This window comes from Corallococcus sp. bb12-1, from assembly GCF_026626765.1.
Taxonomy (GTDB): domain Bacteria; phylum Myxococcota; class Myxococcia; order Myxococcales; family Myxococcaceae; genus Corallococcus; species Corallococcus terminator.
Genome location: NZ_JAPNJZ010000016.1, coordinates 128,086 through 151,904, shown reverse-complemented (window position 1 = coordinate 151,904; position 23,819 = coordinate 128,086). Strand labels below are relative to the sequence as shown.

Here is a 23,819-nt window from a genome sequence, read left to right as displayed (position 1 = left end):
TCAGCGGCGGATGGCCTTCTCGACCTTGCCCAGGTTCGTCACGGTGAGCGTGACGCCCTGACCCTTCTTCCACCCGAGGAACTCGTCCTCGCGGGCGGGCTCCACCACGTGTTCCTTCACGCCGTCGTCGTCATAGCGCACGTTCACGCGGTAGGACTCCTCGCGTCGCACGCGCTCGTTCGTTCCAGCCGTCAGCTCCGGCCAGCGCGGCGCATCCTCCGTGCCCTTCAGCTCCCGCTGATCCACCTGCTTCCACGCGTACGTGTCGTAGGCGCACTGCTGCGAATAGACGGGCTCGTTGCGGTAGCGCGTCTCCGTCTGGCAGTCCTCGTAGGACTCGTTGCAGTACTTCGTCTCGTCGTGGCAGACCTCCTCGACGAAGCCGTTGCCCTTGTCGCGGCGCCGGCACTTCTCCTCGGTGCCACACGCCACCTTGCGGGTCTTCGAGCGACACACGCGCTCGGTGCCATCCGCGACCCTGCGCGTGCCGCGCTGGCGGGACACGCAGTCGCGGATGTTCGTCACGCCCGGCACTTCGCCCGCGCCGTTCACCGGCATGCGCGGGGCAATGGAGCTCAGCTCATCCCTCCAACCCGTGCGGGCCTCCGGGAGGAAGCGCTCCTGCACCACGGCGCGACGCCAGCTCGTGGCGGTGACCTCGCCCTTGAAGTCGTGCGTCATGTTGCCCCACGCGCCTATCGCGCAGGTGCCGAAGCAGCACGAGCCCAGGATGGCCACGACGATGAGCGCGATCTTCTTCCCGTTGCCTGGCTTGGGCGCGGGCTTCGGCGGCGGCTTGGGGGACAGGTCCGCGATGCGCGCGGCCTTCGCATCCGAGCCGCGCTCGGCGGAGCACTGCCGGCACCGCTTGGCGTCGCCCCGGTTGGAGGCGCCGCAGTAGGCGCAGAACCAGTCCTCGCCCGCGCCGGCCAGGTCCAGGGCCTGTTCGTCGGTGACGCCCTCGCGGACCGACTTGCCAGAGACCGCGTCCACGTCACCGAAGTCGAACTCCGACTCCTTGCCCGTGAGCTCACGCGGGTTGTTGCAAGAGGGGCAGTTCTTGTGGCGCGCGGGGATGTTCTTCGCGTCGCAGGACGTGCAGTTCCAGGTGCCCTCGATGATGCGCCTTCGTTCAGCCATGGGGGCGCATCCTAGGGGACCTGTCGCCCCCTGACACATCCAGGTTAAGGTCGCCGTCCATACCCACCGGGCCGGAGGTGGGAGCCAGGCCGGTTTCCAGGACGGAAACGCGGAGGTTCCCATGTCTCGTCGGACGCTAGATGTGATTCCGAAGCACCGGATGCTGCGCCGCACCCTCTACGGCCTGCTGTTGGCCGCGCCCCTGATGCCCCTGGGGCTGGGGTGTGGAAACGGGGAGGATTGCGGCTACGGTCCCACCTCCCTCAGTGGGGGACTCGTCGCGCTCAACGCGGATGGGAGCCTCCCGAGTCGTCCGTCCTGCGACAGCTGCCCCGACCAGGGCGACGACGGTGCCCGAAGCACCGGCTGCTACGCGACGCCCTCCACGGTCGCTGGCAAGGCGGAGGTGATGTGCAGCTATGTCACCTGCTCCAACGATGGTCGTCGGCCCGAGGGGCTGCGGGAGGCCCTCGTGTCGGAGTCCGGCGGGGCGATGGGAGCGCTCTTCGCGCATGCTGCCTGGCTGGAGGCGGCGTCAGTGCCGGCGTTCCTGCGGCTCGCGGACGAACTCAAGGCACACGGGGCGCCGGAGGCCCTGGTGAAGGCCGCTCGCCGCTCGGCGGGAGACGAGGTCCGCCATACCCGTGCGATGCAGTCGCTCGCCGAACGCCACGGCGCGACCCTGCCCGACGTGGTCCTGTCGCCCTTCGAGGCCCGCTCGCTGGAGGAGATGCTCCTGGAGAACGCGGTCGAGGGTTGCGTGCGTGAGACCTTCGGGGCCTTCGTGGCGGGCTGGCAGTCGCGCACCGCGCAGGACCTCGAGGTGCGCGACACGCTGCGCGCCATCGCGAGGGATGAAGTGCGCCACGCGGAGCTGGCGTGGGCCGTGGATGCGTGGGCCCAGGAGCGACTGACGTCGACGCAGCGGGAGCGGTTGCTCCAGGCGCGGCGGGATGCGCTGCGCGTCCTGGGAGAAGAGGTGGAGGGGCACCGGCCGCCGGAGCAGCTCATCCGCGATGCGGGGATGCCCTCCCGAGAGCAGGCCCTGACCCTGTTCCAGGGCCTCGTTGGACTGGTGGCGTAGTCACCGGAAACGTTCCGTCGCCCCGCGCCTCGTTCACGGCGCTGGCGGCGGAAACGCCCGCCGCGAAGTCATCTCCAGCCCGGGGCTGACGAGACGGGCTGACAAGATCGTGGCATCGCTCCGCCCGCACGCAGCGGCTGCTGACGGCGACGATGTGGTCGTGACGTCACACCCAGAGGGCGCGAGGGAAGGGGACCTCCGGAGCGGCAGGCAGGCCCGCGCGCAGGGGGCGCAGCATGGGCAGCGAGCCATCCCGCTGCACCCGCACGGCCCCGGGCACGCCCGCGAGCAGCGGCGCCGTCGCGGCCTCCTCCCACCACACCACGCGCTTGAGTCCCGCGTGGTGCGCCACGCGACGCGCCTCCGCGAGCAGGGCCTGCGCGTCCGATGCATCCCGCGCATCCAGCATCAGCACCACCAGTTCGCCGTAGCGGGCCATCATCGTCCACAGCGCCGTGGACCCACCCACCACCGCGCCGCACGTCCGGGGCCGGGGCCTTTCCAGAAGCTCCGCGTAGATGCGCTCCCGCTCCAGGTGCCAGTCCACCTGCGAGGCCGTCGGCCAGAGATAGAAGGGCACCTGGGGCCGGCGCATCCGCTCCAACGCCCGGGCCACGTCCGTCTCCAGGAGTCCGCCGTCCACCGCGCGTCCCTCCACTCCTTCCGATGCGTCCAGGTGCCAGTCCCACGCCGGGACCTCCACGTACCCCGAGCGGCGATACAGCGGCGCCCCGACATCGGAGAACAGGACGACGGAATGCGGACGCGGCGCCACGCGCTCCAGCTCCAGGGCGACCGAGTCCATCAACCGCGTGGCGTACCCCCGGCCGCGCAGGGGGCCCTCCGTGAAGACGCTGGCGATGGCGTAGCTGTCGCCCTGCGCGAACCGTCCGTCCCCGCCGCGCAGGAAGCTGTCGGTGCGGAAGGTCTCGCACGAGGCCAGCACCGCGCCGTCGTCCCCCAGCCACAGCCAGGTGCTCATGGCCTCGCGGCTCCACGGGTGGGCCCGCAGCCGCGCCTCGCGCTCCTGGTACTGCGGCACGCTCAGCGGGGAACCCCAAGCGGCGTGGGTGACTGCGTCGCGCGCGCTCTTCTGCGCGTCGGTGGCGAGGACGAGGGACATGGTGCCGCGCAGGCTAGACGCGAGGCGCGTCCCGGCGCGAGCGCTACAGCCGCGTGCTGTACGGGAAGCGGAAGTGGAACTGCAGGTACGCCTGCCCCACGTGGAAGATGCCGTTGCCCAGCTTGTCCGGCAGGCCCAGCCCGCCCAGCTCCTGCGGCACGTAGAAGGTGGACTCCCAGCCCACGCTGATGAGGAAGCTCTTCGCCAGTTGGAACTCCAGGTCCGCGCCCACCTCCGCGCCGGGCCTCAGGAAGTGCGTGTCGGGCAGCGTGTCGGAGAACATGTACGCGTACGACAACACCAGCCCCGCGCCCACGGTGAAGCGCACCGGACTGGAGGACAGCGGCAGCCCCAGGCCCAGCGGCTTGAACGTGATGCCGTACATCCCCGTGTCCCGGTACTTCGGCGAGATGATGAACGAGTCCGGAATGAAGATGGACGGAGAGATGCGGATCTCCTCCACCTTCGTGGCCTGCTTGCGGTAGCGGGTCGGGATGACGCGCTGGTTCTTGCGCAGCCACTCCTTGTCCAGCACCGCGTCCACCGACAACTTCAGCCCCGTGTGGATGGGCTGATCCTCGAAGACGGGCCCGAAGAACATGAACACCGCCGGGCCCACGCCCACGTCCACCGGCACGGTGACCTTCTGCGCCGCCGGAGCGAGGGCGGGCCATAGCAGCAGGGTGCTCAGCAGCAGGGGCAGGGCGGGTTTCAAGGGCGGGTCCTCGCGTACCGGGCCCCATGGGGACCCATGCTTCAAGCCTAGAAGGCCCGGACGCTCCATGTCCCGCATGCGCTAAGAAGTGCACGCCGGAAAAGGGAGCCCGGTCACCATCGCTCCCGCGCAGGCGCGTTCGCCGTGCCTGCACCAGACCCAAGGAAACCCGATGCTCCCCGTCGCACTGCTGCTCGCCACGTCGCTGCAAGCCCAGACCCCGCCGCCCGCGCCGCGTCCCGCCGCGCCGCCTCCGCCCCCCGCCGCCGCTCGCGCTCCGGCCGCCCCCGTGCCGCCGCCCGTGCCCCCCGTGCCGCCCTCCGTGATTCCCGCGGATGCCCCCGCGGAGCGCGCCGCCGTCGCCGCGGAGCGTGCCGCCCTCGCCGCGGAGCGCGCCGCCGAGGCCAGCGCCCGGCTCGCCGTCGCCATCGAGCGCCTGGCTGAAGTGACGGCCCGGGGCCCCATCGCCCCGCCCCCGGAGGCGCCCGCCGCCGCTGCCGCCCCCGCCTCGAAGCCCAGCACCTGGGACGTCAGCGTGGGCCTGAGCCTCATCTCCCTCACGGGCAACGCGTCCACGCTGACGGTGAGCGGGCTCGCGAGCGCGCTGCGCAAGACGGAGCACTGGATCTACTCGGTGAAGGCCTTCGGCGCGTACGGCCGCAGCCGCCCGCCCCAGTTGGAAGGGGAGGTCGAGTCGCTGTCGCAGGTGGTGGCCCTCAACGCCGGCATCGAGCTGCGTGGCGACCGCCGCTTTACCGAACACCTCAGCGGCTACCTGCTGGCGGGCGCCCTGACGGACCACGTCGGCAGCGTCGAGTCGCGGCCCTACGGTGAAGCCGGCGCCAGCATCCTCTGGTTCGACACCAAGAAGGACGAGAAGCTGGGCACGCGGGACGCCACGCTGCGCACCGACTTCGCCTTCCGCTACGCTCGCGAGACGCGCTTCCAGTACTACCCGGAGCGCATGGACCTGCCGGACGTGGACATCGGTGGCCCCCGCTTCGGTGCCATGTTCCGCTACGGCATCTCCAAGGACATCACCTTCCAGGAAGAGGCGGAGATCCTGGTCAGCGTCATCACCGAGTCCCGCGTGCTCTTCAGCAGCCAGACGCAGGTGATGGCCAACCTCACCGACGCGCTGGCCCTGGGCGTGGGCTTCCTCGTGAAGTCTGACAGCGCTCCGCCCCCGGGCAAGGTGTCCACCGACACGGCGCTCTCCTTCAACCTGACCATCGCGCTGTAGTCGCGGCAGGCAACGCAGGGACGCCGGAAAAGCGACGCGGCGCCAGGGAGGAATCCCGGGCGCCGCGTTCGTGCTTCAAGGGGACGACGACGAAGCTACTCGTGCGTCTCTTTCTTCTGCTTCTCGTCCAGGTGCCCGCCCTGGCGGCCCTCGGCCTTGTTCGCGCCGATGTCCACCGCCTGCAGGTCGCTGTACTGCGAACCCGGAGGGTTGGCCAGACGGAAGCGGGTGCCGAAGTCCATCAGCGTGAAGCCGATGAGCAGCACCACGAAGACGATGGACACGCCGAACACCAGACGGTTCGCGCCGCGGTGCTCGGACAGGTGCATGAAGTACAGCGCCACCAGCGTGCCCTTCACGCTGGCGATGACGATGGCCAGCAGCAAGCCAAAGTCAGGCAGGTGCATGCGGCCGGTGAAGACGGTGACGAGCGTGAGCACCAGCAGGACCAGCCAGATGACCACGTAGCGACCGGCGCCGTGGTGCTCCTGCATGTTGTGCTCTTCCTGCTGAGATTCGTTCGCGATGGCCATGTCGTAGCTCTCAGACCAGGTACAGCAACGGGAAGAGGAAGATCCACACCAGGTCGACGAGGTGCCAGTACATGGAGCCCAGCTCGACCATCGTGTAGTTGTTCGCGTTGAAGTCCCCGACGCGGTACGCGCGCACCGTGGAGAACATCAGCACCGTCATGCCGATGATGACGTGCAGACCGTGCAGCGCGGTGGAGGCGAAGTACACCGTGAAGTACAGCGGGGCGCCCGGCAGCTGGATGCCTTCGTAGAAGTAGTACCGGCCCGGCAGCGTCCCGATGTGGAACTTGTGCTTGTACTCGAAGAACTTGATGACGAGGAACGCGATGGCCATCAGCAGGGTGAGCACGAACATGTGCCCCACCATCTTGTTCTTGCCCTCCTTGGCGTAGTGCACCGCCATGGCGGCGGTGAACGAGGAGGTGATGAGCACCACCGTGTTGATGGTGCCCATCGTCAGGTCCAGCTCACGGCTGCACGCGGCCCACGCTTCCGGGAACAGGAAGCGGTACGCCGCGTAGCACGCGAACAGACCAGCGAAGAGCAGGATTTCCGTGGCCAGGAACAGCCACATGCCCAGCCGCGCCGCGTGCTTCTGCACCTCCAGCGACGCGAAGTGGGCGGCCAGCTTCGGACCGGGCACCGAGCCCGGCGTCACGTGCGCGCTAGACATCCGACACCTCGCCCTTGCCCGTGTTCGGATCCACGTAGAAGTGGGGCTCCTCCGGGTAGGTCGGCTGGGGGCCAATGAAGTTGTGGGTAGGCGGCGGAGACGCCGTCAGCCACTCGTAGCCCTTGCTGTTCCACGGGTTGTCCGCACGCTCGCCGTAGATGAGGGCGTACGTCAGGTAGATGGCGATGATGATGAACCCGAACGCGAGCAGCGACGCACCGGCCGTGGACGCCACGTTCAGCGCCTGGAAGCGCTCCGGGTACTCGTAGTAGCGGCGCGGCATGCCCGCGTTGCCCACGAGGAACTGGGGGATGAACGTCGCGTTGAAGCCCAGGATGATGAGCGCCGCGGACACCAGGCCCCACCCCTCGTGGTACGTCTTCCCGAACATCTTCGGGAACCAGTAGTGGAGCGCGGCCAGGAAGGCCATGATCGTCGCGCCCACCATGATGAAGTGGAAGTGCGCCACGACGAAGTACGTGTCGTGCCACGGCACGTCCAGCGACACCGTCGCCACCGCGATGCCCGTCATGCCACCGAACACGGTGAAGAACAGGAAGCCGCAGAAGTAGGCGAACGGGGTGCTGAACTCCACCGCGCCCTTGTAGACGGTGCCCACCCAGTTGAAGACCTTGATGGCGGTGAAGACGCCCACCAGCATCGACAGCACGCCGAACACACCGGCGTTGAAGGTCGACTGGCCGGACACGAACATGTGGTGGCCCCAGGCGAAGAAGCCCACGAAGGCGATGCCCACGCTGGAGTACGCCACCGCGCGGTAGCCGAAGATGTTCTTGCGGCTGAACGTGGCGACGATCTCGCTCATCACGCCGAACGCCGGGAGCACCATGATGTACACGGCCGGGTGGCTGTAGAACCAGAACAGGTGCTGGAAGAGCACCGGGTCACCGCCGCGGGCGACATCGAACATGCCCAGGCTGAACAGGTTCTCCGCCGTCACCAGCAGGAGCAGGAGGCCAATCACCGGCGTCGCCAGCACCTGGATGCAGCTGGTCGCGTAGAGCGCCCAGACCATCAGGGGCATCTTGAACCAGGTGATGCCCGGCGCCCGCATGGTGTGCGTGGTGACGATGAAGTTCATGCCCGTGAGGATGGAGCTGAACCCGATGATGAACGCACCGAAGAGCACCGGCGCCACCGACGTCGTCGTGTGCGCGCTGTACGGCGTGTAGAACGTCCAGCCGGTGTCCAGGCCGCCGTTGAGCATGCCCCAGAGCGCGAAGCCCGCGCCCGCCAGGTACACGTAGAGCGACAGGAGGTTCAGCCGCGGGAACGCCACGTCCTTCGCGCCCAGCATCAGCGGCAACATGAAGTTGCCGAAGATGGACGGGATGGCAGGGATCATGAACAGGAAGATCATGACGATGCCATGCAGCGTGAAGACGCGGTTGTACGTCATCGCGTCCATGATGGTCGGACCGGGCGTCAGCAGCTCGATCCGGATGAGCAGCGCGAAGATGCCGCCCACCAGGAAGAAGAGCAGCACCCAGGCCATGTACATGATGCCGATGCGCTTGTGGTCCACCGTCAGCAGCCACGACTTCACCGTGGTGCCGTCCGTCAGATAGCTCGGGTGGTGGCCGTGGTCGTCGGTCGCCTCATGGCCGGGAACTGCCCCCGGCGCGGCGATGCTACTGGATGGGGTCATAAGCGGGTCCCTCGGAAGCGCTCTCGCGCACGTTCGGAGTGCGCAGCGTCTTGATGTACTCGACGATGGCGGCGGACTCAGGGCCCTGCAGCTTGCCCTGGTAGGTCGGCATCACGTTCTGGTAGCCGGCGACGATGTGCGCGCCCGGGTCCATCATCGACTGGGTGATGTAGGCTTCATCCACGCGGATGTCCTGGCCGTCGGCGAGCTTCTCGGTGCGCTCGTACATGCCCAGGAAGGTGGGGCCGATGTGCTTCGAGCCGTCCACCGAGTGGCAGCCCAGGCAGCCCTGCGTGCCGACCAGCTTCTGGCCCTGCTCCGACATGCGGGCCACGGGCGGCACCAACGAGGTGTCCGCGAGCGCGTCCTGCCGGTCCTGCAGGCGGCCGCGCTGCTGCTCCTTCAGCCAGTTCTCGTAGTCCTCCGGCGCGAGCACGACGACCTCGGCCAGCATCTTCGAGTGCGACAGACCGCAGTACTCGGTGCAGAGCACCTGGTACGTGCCGGGCTTCGTCGCCTCGAACCAGGCCTGCGTGTAGCGGCCCGGCAGCGCGTCCATCTTGATGCGGAAGGACGGGACGTAGAAGGAGTGGATGACGTCGCGGGACGTGATGAGCAGACGCACCGGGCGGTTCGCCGGCACGTGCAGCACGTTCACGCCGTTGGGGCCTTCGGGATAGGAGAACTTCCACATCCACTGCTTGCCCATGACGTAGACATCCATCGAGTCCTTGGGCGGAGTGGTGTACCAGGTGAAGTCCCGGAACCCGATGGCGAACCACGCCAGGAAGAACACCAGCGGCACGGAGACGAAGAGAAACTCCGTCTTCAGGTCCGGCACCACGTATTCCGTGTGCTGGTGGGCCTCCCGCCGACGGTAGCGGAAGAACATGAAGAGCGCCGCGAGACCGACGCCCGCGGACATCACCATCGTCGTACCGACGACGAAGTAGTGCAGGAAGTCGACCCGTTCCGCGAACGTGGACGCGCGCTCCGGGAGGAACAGGAATTGGTTGGCCAGGTCGCTCATGTAGTCGCGCCTTTCTTCAGCTCGCGCCTCCAGAAATAGATCAGCATCGTCGCCAGGGCCCCGAAGACGGCGAGGGAGCCCAGGCGGATGAATCCGAAGATGTAGAAACCGTACCGCCGCGTGGCGGTGTCATACTTGAAACACGACATGACGATGCGATCGACGCTCGTCCCAACCCGACCGCCCGCTGCTTCCAGCAACGCGAGCTTCGCGTTCTGGCGGTCGAACGACGTGCCGTAGAGGTAGCGCGAAATGCTCCCCTCCGGGGTGAGCACGGTGACCACCGCGGGGTGGGCGTACTGCTTCGTGCTCGGCTCATACGTGTACTGGAAGCCCACGGCGTCGGCGAGCTTGCGGATGTTCTCGTCGGTGCCGGTGAGGAAATGCCACGGAGCCGTCTCCGGCTTGCCCATGGACTGCAGGTACTTGCGACGGCGCTCGCTGCTCTGACCCGGGGTGTCCTTCGGGTCGATGCTGACGGTGAGGGCCTCGTAGTCGCGGCCCAGCTCAAGCCCCAGGTCGCGCATCACACGGACCTGTTCGTTGAGGACGAGGCTACAGAGCATGGGGCACTCGTAGTACACCAGCGTGAGCAGGGTGGGGCGCGTCTTCGACAGCAGGGTCCCCAGCCGCACTTCTTCCCCCGAGGAGTCCAGGAAGCGGGTCTCCAGGGGGATGGGCTCGCCCAGGTGCTCCTGCACGTCCACGCCGCTGATGGGCGGGGGCAGGTCGGAGTCCGCCTCCACGATGGCGCGGGGCGTCCGGCCTCCACCCGGCAGGGCGGACGCGGGCAGCGCGCTGGCGAACACCAGCACGAGCGCCGCGAGGAGCCCGGCGGAGCGGGCGGAGGTGTTCGGGAGGAGGGACGGCATGGCGGGGGCGCGGCTCGGGTGAGGGGGGCGGGTGGAGCCTACTTCTTCGGGGCGGGCGTCGGGGTCTGGGGAGCGGGCGCCGGCTCGGGAGCGGGCGTCGGGGCCGGCTGCCGGGCCTTCTCCGCCTCGGACGCGATGACCTGGTCCATGGCCTGGTCGATGGTCTTGTGGGCCGTGATGCCCGGCTGGTCGCCCCAGCCGTTCTTCACGGCCTGCTGCTGGCCGCCCAGCTTCTCCACCGCGCGCCAGTCCTGTTCGAACAGGCGCTGGTTCACGATGCCAATCTCATACTGGCCCACCGCGGCGGGGCGCGGCGGAGGACCGTTGGGCTGGGCCTCCTCCATGGTGACGACCTGGATGCGCCAGGACCAGATGGCGCCGACGAAGAAGAGGACCATGGCGCCAACGCCGACGCCCACGACCTTCCCCATGACGATGTGGTCTTCCTCGGCCGCGACGCCATGCGCACCGACGATGACCCGGGACTCGATTTCGGACTGGGTCTTCTTCATGGCTGCACGTACCTCAGGGACTCCGCGATGTAGGGGTCCTTCACCGGCAGCGTGTACCGACCGCGCGCCCGGAACAGGGCATAGCCCACCGAGACACCACCCACGCCCACGAACGCCGTGATGAGCGTCCAGTGGAACGTCGGACCGGCCTCACCGGAGAACGCCGGCCAGATGAGCCAGTACAGGTCCACCGCGTGGATGAGAAGCAGATACACCGCGACGACCGCCAGAAGGCGGGGCTTCTCCTTCAGCGTGCGTGACAGCAGGATGAAGAAGGGCAGCACGAAGTGCAGCCAGAACAGCGCGATGGACAGGTTGCGCCACGGGCCGAACATGCGCAGGCCGTACCACGGGGCCTCTTCAGGGATGTTGGCGATCCACACCAGGAGGAACTGGGAGAAGGCGATGTAGGCCCAGAACGCCGTGAAGGCGAGCATGAGCTTGCCCAGGTTGTGGTAGTGCGAAATCTTGACCACGCTGCCGTACAGGTCCTTGCCCTGGGCGTTCACCGTGATGAGCATCAGCATGCAGAAGGCGGCCAGGAAGCTGCCCGCGAAGTAGTAGACGCCGTAGATGGTGGACTGCCACATCGGCGTGAGGCTCATCAGCCAGTCGAAGGACGCGAACGTGATGGTCAGCGCCAGGAAGGGCAGGGCGCCGGGGGAGAAGCGGCGCTGCTTGACGGTGAGGTCCAGCCCGCCCGCCTCATCCTGCTTCGTGCTCCATCCGTACAGGCGCGTGCTCACGAAGATCCACACCGCGAAGTAGATGACCTGGCGGATGCCGAAGAACGTGGGGTTCAGGTAGCCGTGCTGCTTGTGGGCCAGGTGCTCCAACTCCACGCCGTGGATGTTCGCGAACAGGGGCGAACCCGGGAACCAGGGGTAGAGGTACTTCAGGGCGGGGATGAGGCCCAGGAAGAGCACCGCGAAGACGGGAACCGACACCGCCATGGTCTCCATGGCGCGGCGCAGGACGATGAGCCACTTGGCCTTCGCCGTGTGGAAGATGGTCAGCATGATGAGGGCGGCCACGCTGATGCCCACCCAGTAGGTGAAGCCCAGCAGGTAGCTGAAGCTGGTGGCCTCGGGGTTCATGAAGAACCCCACGGCGGTGAGCACGAGGCCCACCACACCCAGGCCGAACGCGGGCACCATCAGCTTGGGCGTGCCGGTGTAGCGCTCCATGGCAGTCATCGGTTCTCCTGCGGGACGGGCTGAGCCCCCCCGGGGGTGCCGCGGGCGGCCTGCAGCGCGCGCACATAGGCGACGACGGCCCAGCGCTCACGCGTGTCGAGCTCACCCGAGAAGGACGGCATGATGCCGTAGCCCTCGTTGATGGCGGTGTAGAAGTGGCCTGCGGGCTTGTCCGCCAGCTCCAGCAGCGAAGGCGGCAGGCGCAGGGCCATGTTCTCCGCGACGATGCTGTTGCCGTCGCCCAGCACGCCGTGGCACTGCGCGCAGACGATGTTGTACTTCTTCTGACCCAGGGCGAGCAGCGGCTTGTCCACCGTCATGGGGACGTTGTTCACCGCGACGCCGTTGGCCCGGCCGGTGCTGATGCCGGGGTTGCCCACGGGGCGCTCGCGCGGAATGGTGCCGGCGGGGGGCACGCGCATGGCGCGGCCGTCCGGCCAGAACTCGGAGGCCTCGTAGTACTCGTACTTGGCCTGCGTCTCCATGCGCTGGAGGAATTCACTGCTGACATTGCAGCCGGTGAGCGCGGCGAGCCCCGCGGCGGGGATGAGCCACCTCATTCGTTCTCTCCCGAGACGACGGTCACCTGGGTGGCGCCCAGGGACTTCAACTGGTTCGTGGTGTCCGTCGCGTCCTGACCCGTGGGGTGGGGCACGCTCAGCCAGTAGCCGTGCGTGGACGCGCTGCGGAAGCCTTCGAATTCGAAGGCGGGGTGATACGGCTGGGGCAGCTTGCTGAGGCCGAGCAGCCCGAAGACGATGCCGAACGCGCAGAAGAGCACGGTCAGCTCGAACGTGATGGGCACCCAGGCCGGGAGGCTCAGCAGCGGACGACCGCCGATGTTGAGCGGGTAGTCGATGGTGTTCATCCACGTCTGCATCGCGAGCGCGGTGACCATGCCGGTGAGCGCGCCACCCAGGGCGATGAAGGGCACCCGCGAAGGGGGCAACCCCAGCGCTTCCGACCCGCCGTGCAGTGGGTACGGAGAATAGGTGTCCATGCCCTGGAAGCCCTTCTCGCGCATCTGCCGGGTGGCATCCACGAGGGCATCCGGCGTGGCGAACTCGGCCAACACCCAGGAATCGAGGACCTTGGCTTCCATGACGCTAGTGCGCTCCGTGCGTGACCGCGGCGGAATCCGTGCCGTGGTGGCCGTTGGCGGCGTGGGATGCGTGCTTCAGCTCGAGCTGCAGCTCCTTCACCTCGCTCACCGCGACGGCGGGAACGAACTTCAGGAACAGCAGGAACAGGGTACCGAACAGGCCCAGCGTGCCGATGTAGATGGACCAATCCACCCAGGTGGGGCGGTAGATGTCCCATGAGGAGGGCAGGAAGTCCTGGCTCAGCGAGGTGACGATGATGATGAAGCGCTCGCACCACATGCCGATGTTCACGGCGATGGAGGCAACCCACATGATGGGGATGCTGGTGCGGCACTTCTTGAACCAGAAGATGTTCGGGGTGATGACGTTGCAGGTGATCATCAGCCAGTACACGCCAGCGTAGGGGCCGGTGGCGCGGTTCACGTAGAAGGTCCAGATCTCGTACTGGTTCTGGGAGAACCAGGCGATGAAGTGCTCCATCATGTACCCGTAGGACACGATGAGGCCCGTCGCGAGGATGACCTTGTTCATGTTCTCAAGGTGGCGGTCGGTGATGACGTCCCGGAGGCCCAGGTACTTGCGAGCGGGCACGATGAGCGTGATGACCATCGCGAAGCCGCTGAACACGGCGCCGGCCACGAAGTAGGGCGGGAAGATGGTCGCGTGCCAGCCGGGGATCTGCGACACGGCGAAGTCGAACGACACGATGGTGTGCACGGACACGACCAGTGGCGTCGAAATGCCGGCGAGCAGCAGGTAGGCGATTTTATAGTTGTGCCAGTGCCGGCCGGAGCCACGCCAACCCAGGGCGAACAGGCCGTAGATGGTGCGCTGCAGCTTCGTCTTGGACGAGTCACGCAGGGCGGCCAAGTCCGGGATGAGGCCCACGAACCAGAAGAGCGCGGAGACCGTGAGGTACGTCGAGATGGCGAACACGTCCCACACCAGCGGCGAGCGGAACTGCGGCCACGCGCCCAGGGTGCTGGGGTAGGGGAACAGCCAGAACGCGAACCAGGGACGGCCCGTGTGGAGCAGCGGGAACAGGCCGGCGCACATGACCGCGAACAGCGTCATGGCTTCCGCGAAGCGGTTGATGCTCGTGCGCCACTTCTGCTGGAAGAGCAGGAGGATGGCGGAGATGAGCGTGCCGGCGTGGCCGATACCGACCCACCAGACGAAGTTGACGATGTCGAACGCCCAGCCGACCGGCTGGTTGTTGCCCCACACGCCGATGCCGCGCGCCAGGGTGTAGGTGACGCCGATGACGAGCAGTCCCAGTGCGGCGGACGTGATGCCCAGCATCATGAACCAGCCCTTGCCGGGCTTGCGCCAGACATGGTCCAGCAGCGTCTCATTGAGGGACTTGTCGTCGTGGTGCGGCGCGACGAGGTCCCGGGGCTCGAGCGGGTCGAGCGGGAGTGCGTGAGCGGTCTCGGCCATGACGGTCAGTGACCTCCTTCGTGCGCCGGCTTCGACTCAGCGGGAGCAGTGGCCACGAGGGCGGGGTTGGGGTTGCGCAGACGGATGAGGTGGGCGGTGCGGGGACGGGTGCCCAGCTCGTGCAGCAGCCGGTACGCGCGCTCGTCCTCGTGCAGCTGGGTGACGCGCTGGGCCGGGTCCGCCAGGGAACCGAAGGCGATGGCCTGCGTGGGGCAGGTCTGCTGGCACGCCGTCTGGAGTTCCTTCTCCTGGATGAGGCGCTTCTCCACGCGGGCGTTGATGCGCACACGCTCGATGCGCTGGACGCAGTACGTGCACTTCTCCATGACGCCGCGGTTGCGCACCGTGACGTCCGGGTTCATCAGCATCTTCTCGGTCGGCGTCTTGCCCTGCGTGTAGTGCAGGTAGTTGAAGCGGCGGACCTTGTAGGGGCAGTTGTTGGAGCAGTACCGCGTGCCGACGCAGCGGTTGTACACCATGTCGTTGAGGCCCTCGTCCGAGTGCACGGTGGCGTTCACCGGGCAGACGTACTCGCAGGGGGCCTTCTCGCAGTGCACGCACGCGACGGGCTGCATGACCATGGCGGGGTTGTTCTCGTCGCCCTCGAAGTAGCGGTCGATGCGCAGCCAGGCCATCTCACGGCCGCGGCCCACCTGCTCCTTGCCGACGACGGGGATGTTGTTCTCCGCCTGGCACGCAATGACGCACGCGTTGCAGCCCGTGCAGCGCGACAGGTCGATGGACATGCCCCACTTGTAGCCCTCGGCGGGCGTCTTGGCGTAGTCGAAGTCGGGCAGGTTGTTCTGCTTGCCCAGCTTGTGTTCGCCCTGGACGCGCTCCAGCACGTGCTCGGTGGCCTTCGACGGGTGCGCCAGCTCGCTGACGGACATGTCGAGCGCCAGCGGGCGGCCCTCCATGCGCCAGTGGTACTGGGTGCGGGCGAAGGTGTGGCTGCCGCGGACCTTGGTGAGCTTCGCGCCGCCGTCGAACCAGGGGGCGTTCACGCTGCGCAGCAGGTTCGCGTTGAAGCCGACGTCCTTGGCCACCACCTCGTGCAGGCCGGTGCGGCCGTAGCCCAGGGCCACGGTGACGGTGTCGTCCGCGTTGCCGGGGAGGATGGTGACGGGGACCTGCAGCTTGCGGCCGCCGTACTCCAGCTCCGCCATGTGGCCGTTCTCCAGGCCCAGCTTCTTGGCGGTCGCGGGGCTCAGGATGGCGGCGTTATCCCAGACGATCTTCGTGATGGGGTCCGGCATTTCCTGGAGCCACGCGTTGTTCGCGAAGCGGCCGTCGAGCAGCTTGTAGTCGGCGACGAAGTTGATCTCCAGGTCGCCGGCGGACGGCGGCTGGTACGCGGACACCGTGGCGGCGGCGGCGCTCACGTCGGGCGAGGCCGCGATGGCGGTGGCGACGGTGCCGGGGATGACGCCTTCGGAGACCCAGGTCTCCCAGCGGGTCTCGAAGTCGGCGCGGCCGGCCTCGCCACCCTGCTCGGTCCAGTACTCACGCAGCAGCTGGTAGGCGGAGCGGAAGGGCTGGTCGAGGAACAGCGCGTACAGCTCTGCTTCCGGCACGCCGTTGAAGAGCGGCTGGATGAGGGGCTGGGCGATGGACACCGTGCCGTCCACCGCGCGGCCGTCGCTCCAGGTCTCAAGCTGGTGCGCCAGGGGCACGAACCAGTCGGCGTACTTGGAGGTCTCGTCCTCGTAGTGGCCCGCGTACAGGACCGACAGGGCCTTGCGGTTGGCGTTCTGCTTGGGGTCCAGCACCTCCGCCAGGCCCGCGTCCACCGGGAGGGCGTAGAGGGGGTTGGAGGCGGTGATGACCAGCGTGTCCACGCGGCCGGCCTTGATGTCCTCCACCAGGGCGCGGATTTCCGCGAGGCCGGAGGCCTCCGGCGCGGCGGCGGGGACGACCTTCACGGTCGCGCCCACGTTGCCGAGCGCGGCGTTGATGGCCTGGGCCAGCGCGTGCACGGCGGCGGGCTGACGCTCACCGGCGAGGACGACGCTGCGGCCGGCCTTGGACTTGAGGTCCTGGGCCACGGCCTGCACCCACGAGGCGACTTCCGGGCGCAGCGTTCCGCCCTTGGCGGAGGAGGCCAGGGAGCCAGCGGGACCACCGACGGCCTGCGCCAGCGCGGCGGCGAGCCCGAAGATTTCCTGGGACTTCACGCGCAGGCGATGGTCGGCCATGCCGCCCGTGATCGACATGCGGTGTTCGGCCACGTAGAGGCGGTTGAGCTCGCCGTTCTTCGGGTCGCGGCGGTCACCGAACTGGCGCGACATGCCCAGGTTCGCCGGGCGGCTCTCCAGGAAGTCCGCGTCCAGGGAGACGATGACGTCCGCGCGGGTCAGGTCGTAGAGGGCCTGCACGGGCTGGCCGAACAGGGCGCGGTGCGCGGTGTCGGCGGCCTCGTTGGAGATGGGCGCGAAGCTATGGAACTTCGCGGACGGCAGCTTGCGCTGGATGCGCGCCTTCAGGTCCGCCAGCAGGGGCGAATTGAGCGGCTCCGACAGGAAGCGCAGGCGGGCGCCTCCGTCGCCCACGGCCTTGGTGCCCACGAGCGAGGAGATGTCCTCGGCGAGCGCGCGCAGCGAGCGGGGGTTGTTGCCCTGGCGCAGCACGCGGGCGCGCTGCGGGTCATAGAGCGACAGCAGGAAGGCCTGCTCGAAGATGCCCGCGGCGCCCTGGTTGACGGGGTGCTGGGGGTTGCCTTCCACCTTGATGGGCCGGCCCTCGCGCGCGGTGATCAGCAGGCCGGAGGTGTGGCCGGCGAGCGTCATGCCGGAGGCGTAGTGGAGCGGGTTGCCGGGCGTGATTTCCGGCGGCGTCTTCGTGTACGGCACCATCCGCTCGTCCTGCGGGCGGGTGCTGCACGCGGTGGCGCCGGCCAGGGCGAGCGACGCGCCGAGGATCTGCATGAACTCGCGGCGGGCGAAGCCGGTGGGGGGCAGGTCCGCGCCGACGGGGAACTCCGGGCGGGTCTCCTCCAGGAACTCCGGCGTGGCGAGCTTCTCCTCCAGGCCGAGCCAGTACGTCTTGCCGTACGCGCCTTCCGCCGGAATGGAGCGGGTGGTCGCGTGCTCCAGGGCGACGGCCACGACATCGTCGTGGTCGTGCGCATGGGGCTTGGCCTCGTTGCTCCCCGTCACGACCGGGAGCGCGAACGACGAGGGGAGGTCCTGCGCGGGCGCGCTGTCAGGCTTGGTGTTCATCGGTGGCATGTGGAGCAGCTCGTGCGCGAGTGAACGTCGTATTCTTGGTAGAGCTTGTCGGCGAGCGCCGCGGCCTCGGCCTTATCCGCCGGAGGAGCCCAGGTCATGCTGGTGATGAACTCCGCGGGGCGGAGGTTGGGCTTCGGGTCGCGGTGGCAGTCCAGGCACCAGCTCATGGTGAGCGGCGCGGCCTGCTCGATGGCGCCCATCTGATCCACGCGGCCGTGGCACGTGGCGCAGCCGACGCCCTTGCCCACGTGGATGGAGTGGTTGAAGTAGACGAAGTCCGGCAGGTTGTGGACGCGAACCCAGGGGATGGGCTGGTCGGCGAAGAACGCCTTGCGGACCTCGGTGAGGTACGGGCTCTTGTTCCAGACCTGGGCGTGGCAGGACATGCACACCGTGGTGGAAGGGATGCCCGCCGACGGGGACTTCTCCACCGTCCAGTGACAGTAGCGACAGTCGATCTGTTCGTCGCCGGCGTGATGCCGGTGGTCGAACTCGATGGGCTGCTCCACCGGGTGCGCCTGGTTGGTCACGAGCGGTGAGCGCACGTAGGCCAAGAGTCCGCCGATGGCGATGGCGGGCACGGCGAGGAGCATCGCGGCCGACAGGCGCGACACCGTATTCGTCCAGCGTGGGAAGAGAGGGCCGCTCATACCAGGACCAGGGGCAAGGGGACTGAAGGCGACATGAAAGCAGGGGTGGACGCGTCAATGCCGTCCGGCGCGGAAATCGAGGGTGCCATCCCGGCCCCGGTGGACCGGGGGGGCGGTGGCTCCTGGCGCTCAGACGGCAAGGCAGTCACGTCCAACGAACCTCTAGGATGGTGCCGTGGGCGCGGGTCCCTTATGCATTTCCCGACCCAACGCGGCGCGGGACCATCATTCATCGACACGGCAGTGTCAACCATTCTGTGGGGAGTGGGAATAGGGAGCGCATAGCACTTCCACGCGAGGTTGCGACAAGTTGCCGCGTGCGGGTGATGAATCCCGCTTCTGGCGATCGGAAGGGGCATTGCGCGTCATGCGGCCACGCAGGGGATCAATCCCTCTCAGGGTGCGCGCGATACAGGGTGCGACGGCTTGCGCCCCATCGGTCGCGGTCTGAAACGGGGCTACTCGGAGTCCGGGTCAGCGGGGGCGCGCCAGCGATCGCGGCGTTTCTGGAGCAGCCGGTCCACCAGCTCGCGGACGCGGGCGTCGCGGTGGAAGTTCGCGTCGTGGCGGCTGCCCTTGCCCTGGTTGCAGCGGGCGCAGGCCAGGGCCAGGTTCTCCAGCGCGTCCGTACCGCCCGCGGTCCGGGGGATGATGTGCTCGATGGTGGCGCGGCTGATGGGTTCGCCGTCCAGCGCGACGGTGAGGTGGGCGTTGCAGTGCAGGCACTTGCCCATCCAGACCTCGGCGCCCCGGTGGGGCACGCGCTCGAAGGTGGCGTCGGTGGCGATGATGCCCAGGACGCGGCGCCGCTTGGCGTGGCTCATGGCGGGACTAGACCTCCACTACGGCGGTGTCGGCGATGGCGAAGACCCGGTCGTTCCGGCCACGCCGTACGTTGAGCCCACCCGTGAAGGCACTGAACGCGGGCAGGACGCCCACCCCGGGACGCAGGTGGAAGCAGGGCAGACGCAGCCGGTCGCCTCCTCCACCCAACCTCACCATCGGATGAAGGTGCCCGGCCCACACGAAGCGCCCGGTCGCGGGTTCGGGGTGGTGGGCGAAGCGGAAGGGACCTTCGTCCAGGGCGTCCTCGCGGTCTTCCATGCCCCAGGTGGGGGGCAGGGTGCGCACGTGGCGGTCGTGATTGCCCCGGATGAGCACCACGTCCAATTGGGGGTGGGCCTCGCGCCAGGTGGTGACGCGGCGGATGACGTCCTCCGTGAGGCCCTGGCGTGAATGGACCAGGTCTCCGACGAGCAGCAGGCGGCGGGCCCGGGTGGCGGTGAGCGCGGCGGACAGGCGCGCGAGGTCGTCGTCCAGTACGCCCACGGGCAGGGGGATGCCGTGCTGCTGGAAGGACTCGGTCTTGCCCCAGTGCAGGTCGGCCACCGCGAGCACGCCGGCTTCGGGCCAGTGCAGGGCCCGCTCCGGGAGCAGCTCCACGTCCGCGTCACCTACGCGGGTCTGGCATCGGGCTGGGACCATCGCTCCTTGAGGCGCTCCACCCGCTCCAGCAGGGTTTCGTTGGACACGCTGGCGCTGATGCGTTCGATGACCAGCGGGAAGGCCAGCGGCGAGGGCCGGTGGACGTGAACGCATTCGACGGGGTGCGCTTCCAGGCGCTCCAGCGTGCGCGCGAGCCGGCCCTGTTCGAACTGCTGCTCCAACACCTCGCGGCGTGCCTGACGCAAGAGCAGGTTGTCCGGGTCGTACTTCACGAAGACGTCATAGAGGAGCGCGGCGCTGGCCTGGACCTGTCGCGTGGACTTGCGTGCACCCGGCAGCCCCGGCATCACCAGTCCGGCCACGCGGGCGATGTCGCGGAACTGGCGGCGTGCGAGCTCGCTCAGGTTCACGCTCTCCAGGATGTCCTCCACCAGCCGCTCGCGGGTGAAGAGGGCGGGGCGCAAGGCTTCATCGAAGGGGAAGGGCGTGGGCGTGAGCAGCTCCAGCCCGTAGTCGTTCACCGACAGGCTGAAGGTCGCCTTCTGGAGCCGCGTGAGGCGCAGGGCGAGCAGCGCCGCGAGGCCTTCGTGCACCAGCCGTCCCTCGAAGGGATAGAGGAACAGATGGTAGCCGTCGCGCGTGTGGCAGGTCTCCGCGAGGCACCCTGCGTCTCCGGGGATGCGAGACAGGCGGGCCTGCGCGTCGAGGATGGGCCAGGCGGCGGCGATTTCATCCCGCGTGACATCTCCCTGTCGCGCGGCCTCCAGCGTGCGGCGCATCGCGGACGCGAGCGACGTGGAGAGGGGCAGACGGCTTCCTCCCCAGCGCGGCGTCTGGGTGGCCTTCGCCTTCGCCGGCTTCACGTACGCGGTCATGTCCTTGAAGCGGCTGAACTCCAGGCGCTTCCCTGCGAAGAGGAACGTGTCTCCAGGCCTCAGACGGCTGACGTAGGACTCCTCCACCGTGCCCAGCTTGCCTCCGCTCCAGTAACGCAGTTGCACGGACGCATCCGAGCTAATGGTCCCGATGTTGAGCCGGTGCAGTCGTGCAAGGCGCACGTCGGGGACCCGGAAGCAGCCCTCGACTTCCACCACGCGGCGGAACTCCGGATAGGCGCGCAGGGTGGGGCCTCCCTCTCGCACCAGCGCCAGCGTCCATTCGAACTCCTCGTCGGTGAGGGACGCGTAGCTCGTGGCGGTGCGGACTTCCTCCCTCAGGGCCTCGCGGGTGAAGCCTCCTCCCAGCGCGCAGGTGACCAGATGCTGCGCGAGGACATCCAGGGGCTTGGACAGTGGCGTGCGCGGCTCCACTTCGCGGCGCGCGATGGCGTCCCTCGCGGCGGCCATCTCCACCAGCTCCAGCGCGTGCGTGGGCACGAAGAGAATGCGACAGGTGGCACCGGGACGGTGCGCGCTGCGGCCTGCTCGCTGGAGGGTGCGGCCAATGCCCTTGGGGCTTCCTATCTGGATGACCCGCTCCACCGGACCGAAGTCCACGCCCAGGTCCAGTGAGGACGTGCACACGACGAGGCGCAGGCTTCCGTCCTTGAGTCCGCCTTCCACCCGCTCGCGCTCCTCGCGGTCGATGGATCCGTGGTGCAGCGCGAGGAGGTGCTCCCATTCAGGGCGCAGGAAGCGCAGGCCTTCGTACCAGCGCTCCGCCTGCGAGCGGGTATTGGTGAAGAGCAGCGTGGACTGCGTGGGGTCCAACCAGTCCGCCACGCGCGGGAGCATGGTGAAGCCCAGGTGCCCCGCCCACGGGAAGGTGTCCACCTTGTCCGGGACCAGTGTCTCCACGTCCACCGGACGCTGGAGGTCCGCGCTCACCAGGGTGGCCGTGCGCTCCGTGCCCACGAAGGCGCGCGCGGCTTCGTCCAGGTTGGCGAGCGTGGCGGACAGCGCCCAGATGCGCACGTCCGGGGCGAAGTGGCGCAGGCGGGCCAGGGCCAGCTCCACCTGCGTGCCTCGCTTGGAGGCAAGCAGTTCGTGCCACTCGTCCACGATGATGGCTCGCAGCGAAGCGAAGTGCTCCGCCGCCTGCTCCTGGGCGATGAGCAGCGACAGGGACTCCGGCGTGGTGATGAGCACCTGTGGCAGTCGTTCACGCTGACGCTGTTTCACGGACGAAGACGTGTCGCCCGTGCGGCTCTCCACGTCCAGGTCCGCGTCCAAGGCCATCAGCGGCTCGCGCAGCGCCTGCTCGATGTCTCGCGACACCGCCCGCAGCGGCGTGAGGTAGAGGATTTGAAGGCCCTTCTGGTTGCGCTCCGCTACGTCCGCCAGCGGGGCCAGATAGGCCGCGTACGTCTTGCCCGCTCCGGTGGGCACGTGGATGAGGCCGCTGTCTCCTCGGGCGTATGCGGCCCAGGCTTCCTCCTGGAAGGCATAGGGAGTCCAGCCCTTCGCCGCGAACCAGTGCCGCAGCTGCTCCATGGGTGGACCCTGGAACGGCGAGGATGCACGGGGCACGGGGCGCTTCTTCGCCCGGCTTCGCGGTGGAGCGGGTGTGTCGCTCTGCTCTTGTGGCGCGAGCTTGCCGCGCATGCGGTTGCGGCGGGGCCTGCTAGTGGGCGACATGCAGCAGCCCCTTCAACGCGTCGAGCGTGTCCGCGTCCCGGGCCGTCTTGTCCGCACGCCAGCGCGCGATGCGTGGAAAGCGCAGCGCGATGCCCGACTTGTGTCGCGGCGAGGGCGCGATGGCTTCGAAGTGCAGCTCGAACACCTGCTCCGGATCCACCGAGCGCACCGGACCGAACTTCTCTCGCGTGTGGGCGCGGATCCACCGGTCCAGCCGGCCAATCTCCTCGTCCGTGAGTCCCGAATACGCCTTGGTCACCGGCAGCAGGTTCTCACCGCTCCACACCGCGAAGGTGTAGTCCGTGTACAGCGACGAGCGTCGCCCGTGTCCCGGATGCGCGTAGAGCAACACCGCGTCCACCGTGTACGGGTCGATCTTCCACTTCCACCAGTCGCCGCGCTTGCGCCCCGTCTGGTACGCCGAATCCAGACGCTTGATCATCAGCCCCTCCACGTTGCGCGTGCGGGACTCCTTGCGCAGCTCCGCCAGGGCCTCCCATGAAGGCGCCGTCACGGACGGGGAGATGGGGAAGAGGGGATGGTTCTTGAGCAGGGCCTCCAGCCTCGCGCGGCGCTCGCGCAGGGGCAGGTCGCGCACGTCCTTTCCGTCCTGCTCCAGCAGGTCGTAGACGACGAACGCGGCGGGGGCCTCCGCCAGCACCTTGGGCGTGAGCTTCTGCCTTCCGATGCGCCGCTGGAGCCGCGCGAAGGGCAGGGGGACGCCGTCCTCGTAGGCCATCACCTCGCCGTCGAGCACCGTGCCTTCGGGCAGGGCTCGGGAGGCTTCGGTGATTTCGGGGAAGCGTTCGGTGATGAGTTCCTCGCCGCGACTCCAGAGGAACACGTCTCCCTGGCGGCGGATGAGCTGGCCCCGGATGCCGTCCCACTTCCATTCGACGAGCCAGTCACCTGGTTCGCCCAGGGACTCCGCGGGTTGCTCCAGGGGCGAGGCGAGGTAGTACGGATAGGGGCGCGACACGTGCCCGTCCGTCACATCCGTGGCCACGAGGTGCGCGAAGAATTCGGGCGTGGGCTTCCACGTGCCCATCAGCCGGTGCGCCACGCTGGGCGCGGGCAGGCCCGTCACCTGCGCGATGGCTCGCACCACCAGTGTGTTGGACACGCCCACGCGCAACTCACCTGTGAGCATCTTGTTGAGGAGGAACAGCTCGCGGCGGGGCATGGACCTCCACCACCCCACGACACGCTCGCGCTGCTCCGAGGCCTCCAGCCCGCGCAGGGGCAACAGGCGCTCCTCCAACCACCGGGAGAGGGGAAGCTCCTCGGCGTGCTCGGGCGGCAGGTTCGCTCCGTCGAGCAGCAACGCGATGACCTCCGCGAGGTCCCCCACCGACGCGTAGACCTCGTCGAAGAGCCAGTCGGAGATGCCGGTCAGCTCCTGCGTCCAGCCCACCAGCAGCTTCGAGGTCAGCAGCCGCTTGAGCTTCTGTCCCGTGAGGAAGAACAGGCCCCAGGCCGCGTCCTCGGACGGCGTTTCACGGAAGTAGCGCGCCATCGCCTCCACCTTGGCGTTGGTGGACGTCGTCTGGTCGAGCGTGTCGTACAGGTCCGCCAGTCGGCGCACGC

21 protein-coding genes are annotated in these 23,819 nt (G+C 68.3%); 2 read left to right on the top strand and 19 right to left on the bottom strand.

Annotated features, from left to right (window positions below; all coding sequences use genetic code 11):
- Positions 1-1,140, bottom strand: a complete 1,140-nt coding sequence (locus OV208_RS19785) for a hypothetical protein (RefSeq protein ID WP_267575397.1) — start codon at positions 1,138-1,140, stop codon at positions 1-3.
- 121 nt (positions 1,141-1,261) lie between these two features.
- Between OV208_RS19785 and OV208_RS19780 the strand changes: the two genes are divergently transcribed.
- Positions 1,262-2,224 carry a ferritin-like domain-containing protein gene (locus tag OV208_RS19780; RefSeq protein WP_267575396.1) on the top strand — a complete coding sequence of 321 codons (963 nt, stop codon included), beginning with the start codon at positions 1,262-1,264 and terminating at the stop codon, positions 2,222-2,224.
- A gap of 166 nt (positions 2,225-2,390) precedes the next feature.
- Here the strand turns inward: OV208_RS19780 and OV208_RS19775 are convergent, their stop codons facing one another.
- Together OV208_RS19775 and OV208_RS19770 are read right to left on the bottom strand one after the other, a co-directional pair.
- Positions 2,391-3,347 (bottom strand): GNAT family N-acetyltransferase, encoded by a 957-nt coding sequence (locus OV208_RS19775; RefSeq protein ID WP_267575395.1) that lies wholly within the window; start codon positions 3,345-3,347, stop codon positions 2,391-2,393.
- 43 nt (positions 3,348-3,390) lie between these two features.
- Positions 3,391-4,062: a hypothetical protein gene (locus OV208_RS19770; protein ID WP_267575394.1), complete on the bottom strand. Its 672-nt coding sequence runs from the start codon at positions 4,060-4,062 to the stop codon at positions 3,391-3,393.
- A gap of 172 nt (positions 4,063-4,234) precedes the next feature.
- On the opposite strand from OV208_RS19770, the gene OV208_RS19765 reads away from it, so the two are divergent.
- Positions 4,235-5,305: a DUF481 domain-containing protein gene (locus OV208_RS19765; protein WP_267575393.1), complete on the top strand. Its 1,071-nt coding sequence runs from the start codon at positions 4,235-4,237 to the stop codon at positions 5,303-5,305.
- 95 nt (positions 5,306-5,400) lie between these two features.
- Here the strand turns inward: OV208_RS19765 and OV208_RS19760 are convergent, their stop codons facing one another.
- The 16 genes from OV208_RS19760 to OV208_RS19685 form a co-directional block, all read right to left on the bottom strand.
- Entirely contained in the window at positions 5,401-5,838 is a 438-nt protein-coding gene (locus OV208_RS19760) for a cytochrome C oxidase subunit IV family protein (RefSeq protein ID WP_267575392.1), read from the bottom strand.
- A gap of 10 nt (positions 5,839-5,848) precedes the next feature.
- Positions 5,849-6,511 (bottom strand): cytochrome c oxidase subunit 3 family protein, encoded by a 663-nt coding sequence (locus tag OV208_RS19755; RefSeq protein WP_267575391.1) that lies wholly within the window; start codon positions 6,509-6,511, stop codon positions 5,849-5,851.
- Complete coding sequence (locus OV208_RS19750; protein ID WP_120545488.1) at positions 6,504-8,180, bottom strand: cytochrome c oxidase subunit I; 1,677 nt, start codon at positions 8,178-8,180, stop codon at positions 6,504-6,506. Before OV208_RS19750 ends, OV208_RS19755 begins: the two co-directional genes overlap by 8 nt.
- Positions 8,164-9,210, bottom strand: coding sequence for a cytochrome c oxidase subunit II (gene coxB, locus OV208_RS19745; protein ID WP_267575390.1), 1,047 nt, complete (start codon positions 9,208-9,210; stop codon positions 8,164-8,166). The genes OV208_RS19750 and coxB overlap by 17 nt, the downstream gene beginning before the upstream one ends.
- On the bottom strand, positions 9,207-10,082 hold the full coding sequence (locus tag OV208_RS19740) for an SCO family protein (protein ID WP_267575389.1): 876 nt from the start codon (positions 10,080-10,082) through the stop codon (positions 9,207-9,209). The genes coxB and OV208_RS19740 overlap by 4 nt, the downstream gene beginning before the upstream one ends.
- Before the next feature lie 38 nt (positions 10,083-10,120).
- Complete coding sequence (locus tag OV208_RS19735; protein WP_267575388.1) at positions 10,121-10,594, bottom strand: hypothetical protein; 474 nt, start codon at positions 10,592-10,594, stop codon at positions 10,121-10,123.
- Entirely contained in the window at positions 10,591-11,790 is a 1,200-nt protein-coding gene (locus OV208_RS19730) for a hypothetical protein (RefSeq protein ID WP_267575387.1), read from the bottom strand. Before OV208_RS19730 ends, OV208_RS19735 begins: the two co-directional genes overlap by 4 nt.
- The gene (locus OV208_RS19725; RefSeq protein WP_267575386.1) at positions 11,787-12,350 is read right to left on the bottom strand and encodes a c-type cytochrome; all 564 of its coding nucleotides are present in this window, start codon (positions 12,348-12,350) and stop codon (positions 11,787-11,789) included. The genes OV208_RS19730 and OV208_RS19725 overlap by 4 nt, the downstream gene beginning before the upstream one ends.
- A complete protein-coding gene (locus OV208_RS19720; RefSeq protein WP_120538199.1) occupies positions 12,347-12,892 on the bottom strand; it encodes a DUF3341 domain-containing protein in 546 nt (181 codons plus the stop codon). The genes OV208_RS19725 and OV208_RS19720 overlap by 4 nt, the downstream gene beginning before the upstream one ends.
- A gap of 4 nt (positions 12,893-12,896) precedes the next feature.
- Entirely contained in the window at positions 12,897-14,333 is a 1,437-nt protein-coding gene (gene nrfD / locus OV208_RS19715; protein ID WP_267575385.1) for an NrfD/PsrC family molybdoenzyme membrane anchor subunit, read from the bottom strand.
- A gap of 5 nt (positions 14,334-14,338) precedes the next feature.
- Positions 14,339-17,551: a TAT-variant-translocated molybdopterin oxidoreductase gene (locus OV208_RS19710; RefSeq protein WP_267575511.1), complete on the bottom strand. Its 3,213-nt coding sequence runs from the start codon at positions 17,549-17,551 to the stop codon at positions 14,339-14,341.
- On the bottom strand, positions 17,548-18,210 hold the full coding sequence (locus OV208_RS19705; protein ID WP_267575384.1) for a cytochrome c3 family protein: 663 nt from the start codon (positions 18,208-18,210) through the stop codon (positions 17,548-17,550). Before OV208_RS19705 ends, OV208_RS19710 begins: the two co-directional genes overlap by 4 nt.
- Positions 18,211-18,668: 458 nt before the next feature.
- The gene (locus OV208_RS19700) at positions 18,669-19,034 is read right to left on the bottom strand and encodes an HNH endonuclease (protein WP_267575383.1); all 366 of its coding nucleotides are present in this window, start codon (positions 19,032-19,034) and stop codon (positions 18,669-18,671) included.
- A gap of 7 nt (positions 19,035-19,041) precedes the next feature.
- A complete protein-coding gene (gene pdeM, locus OV208_RS19695; protein WP_267575382.1) occupies positions 19,042-19,695 on the bottom strand; it encodes a ligase-associated DNA damage response endonuclease PdeM in 654 nt (217 codons plus the stop codon).
- A complete protein-coding gene (locus OV208_RS19690; protein WP_324291396.1) occupies positions 19,665-22,088 on the bottom strand; it encodes a ligase-associated DNA damage response DEXH box helicase in 2,424 nt (807 codons plus the stop codon). Before OV208_RS19690 ends, pdeM begins: the two co-directional genes overlap by 31 nt.
- Positions 22,089-22,218: 130 nt before the next feature.
- Positions 22,219-23,817: an ATP-dependent DNA ligase gene (locus OV208_RS19685; RefSeq protein ID WP_267575380.1), complete on the bottom strand. Its 1,599-nt coding sequence runs from the start codon at positions 23,815-23,817 to the stop codon at positions 22,219-22,221.
- Positions 23,818-23,819: the final 2 nt, after the last annotated feature.